This window comes from Aeromicrobium sp. CnD17-E, assembly GCF_024124745.1.
Taxonomy (GTDB): Bacteria; Actinomycetota; Actinomycetes; order Propionibacteriales; family Nocardioidaceae; genus Aeromicrobium.
In genome coordinates, this window is sequence record NZ_JAMXRU010000116.1 from 1 (window position 1) to 9,171 (window position 9,171).

Here is a 9,171-nt window from a genome sequence, read left to right on the forward strand (position 1 = left end):
GAACGGCATGCGACGCAGCGGGCCGCTGCGCAGGAGCTCGGGATCACGCCGCAGGCCATGAGCGCGAGGCTCCAGGTCGCGCGTCGCGACGACGAGCAGCGGCTGCGTCGCCTCGCCGTGCGGCTGCTCGTCCGGGCCGACGAGGCGGCGACATGACCAGCGGACGCCGCCGAGCCGCCCGGTCGTAGGATCAGCCCATGCCCAGCGAGACCCCCGAACGCCGCCCCGCCCCGACGCCCGAGCCCGGCGTCGACATCAAGCCCCGCAGTCGCGACGTCACCGACGGTCTCGAGAAGACCGCCGCGCGCGGCATGCTGCGCGCGGTGGGCATGGGCGACGAGGACTGGCCGAAGCCGCAGGTCGGCGTCGCGTCCAGCTGGAACGAGATCACCCCCTGCAACCTCTCGCTCGACCGGCTCGCCAAGGCGGTCAAGACGGGTGTGCACGCCGCAGGCGGCTACCCGCTGGAGTTCGGCACCATCAGCGTCTCCGACGGCATCAGCATGGGCCACGAGGGCATGCACTTCTCGCTCGTCAGCCGCGAGATCATCGCCGACTCCGTCGAGACCGTGATGATGGCCGAGCGGCTCGACGGCTCGGTGCTGCTGGCCGGCTGCGACAAGAGCCTGCCCGGCATGCTGATGGCGGCCGCACGCCTCGACCTGTCCAGCGTGTTCCTCTACGCCGGCTCGATCATGCCCGGCAACGTCGACGGCAAGGACGTCACGATCATCGACGCCTTCGAGGCCGTCGGTGCCTGCATCAAGGGGCTCATCACGCGCGAGGAGGTCGACCGCATCGAGCGGGCGATCTGTCCCGGCGAGGGCGCCTGCGGCGGCATGTACACCGCGAACACGATGGCGTCCGCCGCCGAGGCGCTCGGCATGAGCCTGCCCGGCTCGGCCGCGCCGCCCGCCCCGGACCGTCGTCGTGACGACTACGCCGCCAAGTCGGGCGAGGCCGTCGTCGAGCTGCTGCGCCGGGGCATCACCGCCCGCGACATCATGACGCTCGAGGCCTTCGAGAACGCGATCACGGTCGTGATGGCGCTCGGCGGCTCCACCAACGCCGTGCTGCACCTGCTGGCCATCGCCCGCGAGGCGGGCGTGCCGCTCACCCTCGACGACTTCAACCGCGTCGGCGACAAGGTCCCGCACCTCGGCGACCTCAAGCCGTTCGGCCGCTACGTCATGAACGACGTCGACAAGGTCGGCGGCATCCCGGTCATCATGAAGGCGCTGCTCGACGCCGGACTCATGCACGGCGACGTCATGACGGTCACGGGTCGCACGATGGCCGAGAACCTCGCCGACATCGACCTCGGCCTCGACGGCGACATCATCCGCCCCCTCGACGCGCCCATCCACAAGACCGGTGGGCTCACGATCCTGCGCGGGTCGCTCGCGCCCGAGGGTGCCGTCGTGAAGAGCGCCGGCTTCGACTCCGACGTGTTCCGCGGCACCGCGCGCGTCTTCGACGGCGAGCGCGCCGCGATGGACGCCCTCGAGGACGGCACGATCACGGCCGGCGACGTCGTGGTCATCCGCAACGAGGGACCCAAGGGCGGACCGGGCATGCGCGAGATGCTCGCCATCACCGGGGCCATCAAGGGCGCGGGTCTCGGCAAGGACGTCCTGCTGCTCACGGACGGCCGCTTCTCCGGCGGCACCACCGGGCTGTGCGTCGGCCACGTCGCCCCCGAGGCCGTCGACGGCGGCCCCATCGCGTTCGTGCGCGACGGCGACCCGATCACGCTCGACGTCGCCAACCGCACCCTCGAGGTCGAGATCGACGACGACGAGCTCGAGCGGCGCAAGGTCGGCTGGGAGCCGGCGGCGCCCAAGTACACGTCCGGCGTGCTCGCCAAGTACCGCAAGCTCGTCAGCTCCGCGGCGCACGGCGCCGTCACCGGGTAGTGCCCGACTTCACCGACGAGGAGCTCGCGACCGCCCTGAAGGTCCTCGGGGAGGCGCAGTTCCTGGGGGAGGACGACGAGGCGTACGTGGCGCTGCGTCGTGCCTGCGGCGCGTTCTACAAGGACGTCAAGAAGCAGCGGCGCCGGGCCGCGCGGGCAGCGACCGCCGCCGCCGACCGCGAGGTCGTCGAGCGCACCGCGACCGGCTCCGCGCAGCGCATCGACGACGAGACGGCGGGCATCGCGCTGACGTCGACCGCGCGCGGGGCGACGGCGGGCGTGCTGCAGGTGCCCCGCGGGTGCTACATCTGCAAGCGCAAGTTCACCCTCGTCGACGCGTTCTACCACCAGCTGTGCCCCGACTGCGCGGCCATGAGCCACGCCAAGCGCGACGCGCGCACCGACCTCACCGGGCGTCGGGCGCTGCTCACCGGCGGACGGGCCAAGATCGGCATGTACATCGCGCTGCGGCTGCTGCGCGACGGCGCCGAGACCACCATCACCACCCGGTTCCCGCGCGACGCCGTGCGTCGGTTCGCCAGCCTGCCCGACAGCGCCGACTGGATGCACCGACTGCGGGTCGTCGGCATCGACCTGCGCGACCCCGCGCAGGTGGTCGGGCTCGCCGACGACCTCGCGGCGCGCGGGCACCTCGACATCATCATCAACAATGCGGCGCAGACGGTCCGGCGGTCGCCGGGCGCCTACGGCCCGCTGGCCGAGTCCGAGGGCGTGCCGCTGCCGCCCGGGCTGAGCCAGGAGACCGGGGGGCCGGAGCTCGTCACGTTCGGTCACACGAGCGACCTGCACCCGGCCGCCCTGGTCGGCTCGGTCGAGTCGCACCCCGTGCTGGCAGCCGACGCAGCCACCGCCGACCGACTCTCCGAGCGGCTCGAGCAGGCGATGACGGCGGGCTCGGCCGACCTGGACCGCATCGACGCGGGCGGGCTCGTGCCCGACGTCGTCGACACGAACAGCTGGGTGCAGACGGTCTCCGAGGTCGACGCGCTCGAGCTCCTCGAGGTCCAGCTCTGCAACCAGACGGCCCCGTTCATCCTCATCAGCCGGCTGCGCCCCTCGCTCGCCGCCTCGCCCGCTCGACGGACCTACGTCGTCAACGTCTCGGCGATGGAGGGCCAGTTCTCCCGCCGCTACAAGGGACCCGGCCACCCGCACACGAACATGAGCAAGGCGGCGCTGAACATGCTGACCCGCACGAGCGCGGGGGAGATGCTCGAGACCGACGGCATCCTCATGACGGCCGTCGACACCGGCTGGATCACCGACGAACGTCCCCACACCACCAAGGTCCGGCTCGCCGAGGAGGGCTTCAAGGCCCCCCTCGACCTCGTCGACGGCGCCGCCCGCGTGTACGACCCGATCGTCCGCGGCGAGGCCGGCGAGGACGTGCACGGCGTGTTCCTCAAGGACTACGCCGTCTCGCCCTGGTGACCTTTCGTCTGACCTGCGGCTGCGCTGGTGTGGCTTCTCGCTCGACCTGCGGCTGCGCTGGTGTGGGTTTCGGTCGGGTGGGGCTGCGTCGGTGCGGCTCCTCGTTCGGGTGGGGCTGCGCCGGTGCGGCGGGTCGTGGAGGTGGTCTCCGCAAGGGCCTCGACCGGGCGTCTGGCGACCGCGCTGGTCTGGGTTCTCGGGCTGCGGGTCGCGCTCGGGGTGGACGCACGATTCTTCGTTTGCGCCGCCCACCCCACTCCCAAGGGCACCCACGATTCTTCGTCTGCGCGTTTGAGGTCGAACGCTTCTGCGTTGCTGACGGGATCCCGTAGCAAACGCAGCATCCTTGAAAACCAGCGCACGAACGCAGATTCTTGCGTCCCACGCGAGCCACAGCCCGAGAACCAAGCCCACGGGCCCGCCCAGCCGCCCGGTCGAGGCCCTTGCGGAGACCACCCCCCAGCGCCGGCCGAGGCAGCGCACCAGCAAGACAAGACCCGCGCAGGCTACGCACCAGCAAGACAGGACCCCCGCAGGCAGCGCACCAGTACGACGAGACCCCCGCAGGCAGCGCACCAGCAAGGTCCCCTCCAGCCGACAGCGCACGTCCCAGGTCACGATCGACCCCGCCAGACGGCAGCCCGTCCGGATGCTGGTACGTCCTGTCTCAGAACTTGACCACGCCGCGCGGGAGGGCGAGACTGTCGACGTGCCGTTCACCCGCCTTGTCGTAGACGACTGACGCGACGACCCGCCGTCTCGCGTCACCCTCCGTGCGCCATCATTGGCCGGGGGTTTTTTCATGCGAGGGGACAGGACGCCGGCCGGCGCCACGCCGGGGCCGACGAGCACGCAGCACACCCACCGGGCACGACCAGACGAGATGAGGACGAAGCGATGACGGAAGTGGTCACGAGGCCGAGCAGCGACACGCTGACGGGCGCCCAGAGCCTCGTCCGGTCGCTCGAGCACGCTGGTGTCGAGGTCATCTTCGGCATCCCCGGCGGCGCGATCCTGCCCGCCTACGACCCGCTGTTCGACTCGAGCATCCGCCACGTGCTGGTGCGTCACGAGCAGGGGGCGGGCCACGCGGCGCAGGGCTACGCGATGGTCACGGGCCGTGTCGGCGTCTGCATGGCCACCTCCGGGCCGGGCGCGACGAACCTCGTCACCGCCATCGCCGACGCCTACATGGACTCCGTGCCGATCGTCGCGATCACCGGCCAGGTCTCGTCGAGCCTCATCGGCACCGACGGCTTCCAGGAGGCCGACATCCGCGGCATCACGATGCCGATCACCAAGCACAGCTACCTCGTGACCGACCCCGCCGACATCCCCACCGTCGTCGCCGAGGCGTTCCACATCGCCAGCACCGGCCGCCCCGGACCCGTGCTCGTCGACGTCGCGAAGGACGCGCTGCAGGCCACCACCACCTTCCACTGGCCGAACGAGCTCGCGCTGCCGGGCTACCGGCCGACCACGCGCCCCCACGGCAAGCAGGTGCGCGAGGCTGCGCGCCTCATCGCCGCCGCGGAGCGGCCCGTCCTGTACGTGGGCGGCGGTGTGATCAAGGCCGACGCCGCAGCCGAGCTGGCCATGCTGGTCGAGCTCACCGGCATCCCGGTCGTCACCACGCTGATGGCGCGCGGCGCGTTCCCCGACAGCCACGAGCTGCACCTCGGCATGCCCGGCATGCACGGCACGGTCGCCGCCGTCGCCGCCCTGCAGAAGTCGGACCTGCTGATCTCGCTCGGCGCCCGCTTCGACGACCGCGTCACCGGGCAGCTGGAGACCTTCGCGCCCGGCGCCAAGGTCATCCACGCCGACATCGACCCGGCCGAGATCGGCAAGAACCGCGAGGTCGACGTGCCGATCGTCGGCGACTGCCGCGAGGTCATCGCCGACCTCGTCGTCACGCTGCGCAAGCAGGCCGACGAGACCGGCACGAAGGGCGACTACACCGCCTGGCGCCAGCAGATGCTCGCCGTTAAGGACAAGTTCCCCGTCGCGTACGACACGCCCGGCGAGGGTCTCGCCCCGCAGACCGTCATCGAGCGGATCAGCGCCATCGCCGGCCCCGAGGCCACCTACGTGGCCGGTGTCGGCCAGCACCAGATGTGGGCCACGCACTTCATCGACTTCGAGCGTCCCCGCCAGTGGCTCAACTCCGGTGGCGCCGGCACCATGGGCTACTCGGTGCCCGCCGCGATGGGTGCGCAGGTCGGCCTGCCCGGATCCGTCGTGTGGGCCATCGACGGCGACGGCTGCTTCCAGATGACCAACCAGGAGCTCGCCACCTGCGCGCTCGAGGGCATCCCGATCAAGGTTGCCGTCATCAACAACTCCTCGCTCGGCATGGTGCGCCAGTGGCAGACCCTCTTCTACGAGGGCCGCTACTCCAACACCGACCTGAACACCGGCCCGGAGTCCATCGGTGCGCGCCGCATCCCCGACTTCGTCAAGCTCGCCGACGCCTACGGCTGCGTCGGCCTGCGCTGCGACAGCCCCGACCAGCTCGACGCCACCATCGAGCAGGCCATGGCCATCACCGACCGACCCGTCGTCATCGACTTCGTGGTCGAGCGCGACGCCATGGTCTGGCCGATGGTGGCCGCCGGCACCAGCAACGACGACATCAAGATCGCGCGCGACCTCGCGCCCGAGTGGGAGGACGAGGACCTGTGAGCGACCGGCACCGAGAGGCAGGGCACACGGCATGACCACCCAGCACACCCTCAGCGTCCTGGTCGAGAACACGCCCGGCGTCCTCGCGCGCGTCTCGAGCCTGTTCATGCGGCGCGGGTTCAACATCGACTCCCTCGCCGTCGGCCCCACGGAGATCCCCGAGATCTCCCGCATGACGATCGTCGTGAACGTCGACGAGCTGCCCCTCGAGCAGGTCACCAAGCAGCTCAACAAGCTCGTCAACGTCCTCAAGATCGTCGAGCTCGACTCGTCCTCCGCCGTGGAGCGCGAGCTGATGCTCATCAAGGTCCGCACCGACGCGCAGACCCGCGGACAGGTGCTCGAGACCGTCCAGCTGTTCCGCGCCAAGGTGGTCGACGTGTCCACGGACGCCGTCACCATCGAGGCGACCGGCGACTCCGGCAAGCTCACGGCCATGCTCAACGTGCTCGAGCCGTTCGGCATCCGCGAGATCGCCCAGTCCGGTCGCGTCGCGATCGGACGAGGCGCCCGCTCCATCACCGACCGCACGCTGCGGACGGTGCCGGGGCACCACAGCGCCTGACCCCCGACCCACACCACGACACCAGGAGAAACCAGTGGCCGAGCTGTTCTACGACGACGACGCAGACCTCAGCATCATCCAGGGCAAGCAGGTGGCCGTCATCGGCTACGGCAGCCAGGGGCACGCGCACGCCCTCAACCTGCGCGACTCGGGCGTCGACGTCCGCATCGGCCTCGCCCCGGGCTCCAAGAGCCGCGAGAAGGCCGAGGCCGAGGGCCTGCGCGTCCTCGACGTCGCCGACGCCGTGGAGGAGGCCGACGTCATCGTCGTGCTGACCCCCGACCAGGTCCAGCGTCACGTGTACGCCGAGTCGATCGAGCCCAACCTCGTCGACGGAGACGCCCTCGTCTTCGGCCACGGCTTCAACATCCGCTACGGCTACGTCAAGCCCCCGGCCGGCGTCGACGTGCTCCTCGTCGCCCCGAAGGCACCCGGCCACACCGTCCGCCGCGAGTTCGTCGCCGGGCGCGGCATCCCCGACATCATCGCGGTCGAGCAGGACGCCACCCAGGGCGCCTGGGACCTCGCCCTCTCCTACGCCAAGGCCATCGGCGGCACCCGCGCCGGCGTCATCAAGACGACCTTCACCGAGGAGACCGAGACCGACCTCTTCGGCGAGCAGGCCGTGCTCTGCGGTGGCATGTCGCACCTCGTGCAGGCCGGGTTCGAGACCCTGACCGAGGCCGGCTACCAGCCGGAGATCGCGTACTTCGAGGTGCTGCACGAGCTCAAGCTCATCGTCGACCTCATGTGGGAGGGCGGCATCGCCAAGCAGCGCTGGAGCATCTCCGACACGGCCGAGTACGGCGACTACGTCTCCGGCCCGCGCGTCGTCGACGCCTCCGTCAAGGAGCGCATGCAGGCCGTCCTCGCCGACATCCAGGACGGCACCTTCGCCAAGCGGTTCATCGACGACCAGGACAACGGCGCCGCCGAGTTCCTCGCCCTGCGCGAGCAGGAGGCCCAGCACCCGATCGAGGCCACCGGCAAGGTGCTGCGCTCCCACTTCTCGTGGAAGCAGCAGGACGCCGACTACGTCGAGGGCTCTGCCGCTCGATGACGCTCCGCGTCGGGGCAGCTCGATGACGCTCCGCGTCGGGGCCGCTCGATGACGCTCCGCGTCGGGGCCGCTCGCTGACGCCCACCTTGTGAAGGCCCCCGTCCACCGGACGGGGGCCTTCGCTATGGTCGACGTGTCCGGGGTGCCCCGCAGGGGCTGAGATGACACCCGCCGAACCTGATCCGGTTAGCACCGGCGCGAGGGAGACACATGGATCCGACGTCTGCCGTCACGACGGCCCTGCGCGAGCGCAGCCCGCTCGTGCAGTGCCTCACCAACTACGTCTCGATGGACCTGGCAGCCAACGTGCTGTCCGCCGCGGGCGCGTCGCCCGCGATGGTCCACGATCCCCACGAGTCCGCCGACATGGCAGCGCTCGCCGACGCCGTCTGCGTCAACATCGGCACCCCGTCGCCGTCGTGGGCCGACGGCATGCGGCTGGCCGCCGGGCGGGCGCAGGCCGACGCCACGCCCTGGGTGCTCGACCCCGTCGCCGTCGGCGCGACGGCCTACCGCCGCGAGCTCGTCGCCGACCTCCTGCAGCTGCGGCCCACCGTGGTGCGCGGCAACGCGGGGGAGGTGCTCGCCCTCGCCGGCGCCGTCGGTGGCTCGCGGGGCGTCGACAGCCTCGCCGCGTCGCACGACGCGCACGACGCAGCCGTGCTGGTCGCCCGCGAGCACAGGTGCGTCGTCGTCGTGAGCGGGGAGGTCGACGTCGTGACCGACGGCGACCGCACGCTCCACGTGGTCGGCGGGCACCCGTGGATGCCCATGATCACCGCGCTCGGCTGCTCGTCGAGCGCCCTCGTCGCGGCAGCCTGCGCCGTCGTCGAGGACCCGCTCGAGGCCGCTGCAGGAGCCATGGGGCTGCTGGCGGCCGCGGGCACGTCGGCAGCCACGGTCGCGCAGGGTCCGGCCAGCCTGCGGGTCGCGCTCGTCGACCGGCTGGCCGACCCCGACGGGCTCGAGCTCGTCGGGCGCGTCCGTCCGGTGCCGGCATGAGCGACGTCCCCGACCTGCGCCTCTACCTCGTGACCGACCCGTCCTTCGGTGCCGACCTGCGCCGCGTGGTCGTCCCCGCGGTCGAGGGCGGCGTCACCTGCGTGCAGGTCCGTGACAAGCAGGCCTCGCCCGCCGAGGTCGAGGCCCAGGTCAGGCTGCTGCGCGAGGCACTCGTCGGCTCGGGGGTGCCCGTGGTCGCGAACGACCACGTCCTCCCGGCGGCCGACGGGGTGCACGGCGGGCTCGCGGACGCGCACCCCACCGTGCTGCGGGCTGCCGCCGGTCCCGACGCCGTCGTCGGCTGGTCGGTCGAGACGCTCGGGCAGCTCGACGACGCGGCGGCCCTCGCCGCGTGCACGTACCTGGCCGTGAGCCCCGTCCACGACACCCCGACCAAGCACGACACGGCACCAGCACTCGGCCTGGCCGGCGTCGCCTCGGTGGCGGAACGGGTCGGCGGACGGCTGCCGCTCGTCGGCATCGGTGGCCTCG

The 9,171-nt window shown here is 71.6% G+C and carries 7 protein-coding genes and 1 riboswitch; all 7 genes read left to right on the plus strand.

Going from position 1 to position 9,171, the window contains the following annotated elements; translation table 11 throughout:
• Positions 1-197: 197 nt before the first annotated feature.
• Positions 198-1,916 carry a dihydroxy-acid dehydratase gene (ilvD, locus tag NH339_RS15835; protein ID WP_253026995.1) on the plus strand — a complete coding sequence of 573 codons (1,719 nt, stop codon included), beginning with the start codon at positions 198-200 and terminating at the stop codon, positions 1,914-1,916.
• Complete coding sequence (locus NH339_RS15840; RefSeq protein ID WP_253026996.1) at positions 1,916-3,367, plus strand: SDR family NAD(P)-dependent oxidoreductase; 1,452 nt, start codon at positions 1,916-1,918, stop codon at positions 3,365-3,367. The genes ilvD and NH339_RS15840 overlap by 1 nt, the downstream gene beginning before the upstream one ends.
• A gap of 897 nt (positions 3,368-4,264) precedes the next feature.
• The gene (locus NH339_RS15845) at positions 4,265-6,052 is read left to right on the plus strand and encodes an acetolactate synthase large subunit (RefSeq protein WP_067856453.1); all 1,788 of its coding nucleotides are present in this window, start codon (positions 4,265-4,267) and stop codon (positions 6,050-6,052) included.
• A gap of 31 nt (positions 6,053-6,083) precedes the next feature.
• Positions 6,084-6,617 carry an acetolactate synthase small subunit gene (gene ilvN, locus NH339_RS15850; RefSeq protein WP_067856456.1) on the plus strand — a complete coding sequence of 178 codons (534 nt, stop codon included), beginning with the start codon at positions 6,084-6,086 and terminating at the stop codon, positions 6,615-6,617.
• 34 nt (positions 6,618-6,651) lie between these two features.
• Positions 6,652-7,677 carry a ketol-acid reductoisomerase gene (gene ilvC, locus NH339_RS15855; RefSeq protein WP_067856459.1) on the plus strand — a complete coding sequence of 342 codons (1,026 nt, stop codon included), beginning with the start codon at positions 6,652-6,654 and terminating at the stop codon, positions 7,675-7,677.
• Positions 7,678-7,805: 128 nt separating this feature from the next.
• Positions 7,806-7,899, plus strand: a riboswitch (TPP riboswitch).
• The gene (gene thiM, locus NH339_RS15860) at positions 7,888-8,679 is read left to right on the plus strand and encodes a hydroxyethylthiazole kinase (protein ID WP_253026997.1); all 792 of its coding nucleotides are present in this window, start codon (positions 7,888-7,890) and stop codon (positions 8,677-8,679) included. Its footprint overlaps the riboswitch before it by 12 nt.
• Positions 8,676-9,171, plus strand: a 496-nt coding sequence (locus NH339_RS15865; protein WP_253026998.1) for a thiamine phosphate synthase, incomplete at its 3' end; no start/stop codon positions are given. The genes thiM and NH339_RS15865, both read left to right, overlap by 4 nt.